1 protein-coding gene and 1 pseudogene are annotated in these 1298 nt (G+C 44.3%); both read left to right on the top strand.

What is annotated here, in order from left to right:
* Nucleotides 1-253: pseudogene (locus tag WEIDD23_RS14005) on the top strand (hypothetical protein); the annotation flags it as partial.
* Nucleotides 254-289: 36 nt separating this feature from the next.
* Nucleotides 290-1298, top strand: a 1009-nt coding sequence (locus WEIDD23_RS00430) for an ISL3 family transposase (protein ID WP_156469516.1), incomplete at its 3' end; no start/stop codon positions are given.

Raw genomic sequence — 1298 nt, 5'->3', positions numbered from 1 at the left:
CGCCAAACCAAATCTAAAGGAACTGATGCATATGAATAATACTATCTTACGTTACGTCGGATTAACAGACCCAAATTTTAAATTTATCGTGAACTCTGACGGTGAATATAACCGTTATGAGCATCGTGGCAGGGATCACCACAAAGCGTTGATTACACATACCACTCTCGAGAGTGACATCATGCGTTGCCCTGACTGTGGTTTCTTAGAGCACGTCACTAAGTACGGCTATACCGATGACATCGAGATTTAACTGCCAACTACGAACGGCTATGACAATCGACTCATCGTGAAGAAGCAACGATTCCACTGCGATAACTGCAATACGAAGTTCAATGCGAAGTCACACGATTTACTCGACAATTCTAAATTTTCTCGTCCGTTGGTGAATCAGATTATCGCGATGTCACAAGATGATATCTCTCAAAAATCAATTGCGCGTGCATTGCGTGTATCGACGAGCAGCGTCCATAGAGTTATCAACTCAGATCAAACATACTATTACGATTTCCAGCGCCAATTGCCTTCGGTCTTATGCTTTGATGAAGTCCGCACTTCAGCGCACAACATGTCCTTTGTGTACGCCGACGGCGAAGCACATCAGTTAATTGAGATTCTTCCTGACCGCCTATCTAAGAACATCAAAGAACACTTTTTAGGCTACTCTCTTCAGAATCGTCGACAAGTCGAATATGTCATCATCGATTTAAATGCGAACTATGGCCAATTTGTCCGTGGTTTATTTCCTAATGCCAAAATTATTATCGATCGCTTTTACATCGTTCAGCGCGTAGCGCAAGCTCTCACGGGACAACGCGTGGCTGACCAGCGCAGCATTGAGGATAAGCGGTATTCTCGCGAATACGCCATCATGAAGAGTCAGTGGCGTTTGTTTATGAAGTCATACGACAAGCTGAACAAAAACACTCGTGTCTATTTAGCTGGCGTAAAAGAATTGATGACTGAAGAAGAAGCATTGGACCTTGTTTTCCGATCATTCCCAACACTTCACGCAACTTGGCTCACATACCAGGCCGTTTTAGAAGCGATGCACGAGCAAAATATACAAAAATTCTCTGATATTCTTGTCGGCTATTCACCACTGAGAAACGCCATGGACACTGCAATATCAACATTCAGCAAGAATTTAGCCGGTGTGTTGGAAAGTCTGCGGTCCCCTTGGTCAAGCGGTGTCATCGAAGGTATCAATCGTAAAATCAAGCAAATCAGCCGCACTGCCTATGGTTACCGCAATCAACTCAACTTCTTCCGTCGCATCCGCACGCAGTTGGTTCACC

Source organism: Weissella sp. DD23 (assembly GCF_001579105.1).
GTDB lineage: Bacteria > Bacillota > Bacilli > Lactobacillales > Lactobacillaceae > Weissella > Weissella cibaria.
Note: the sequence above shows the minus strand (reverse complement) of the source record. Positions and strands in the feature narration are given on the sequence as shown.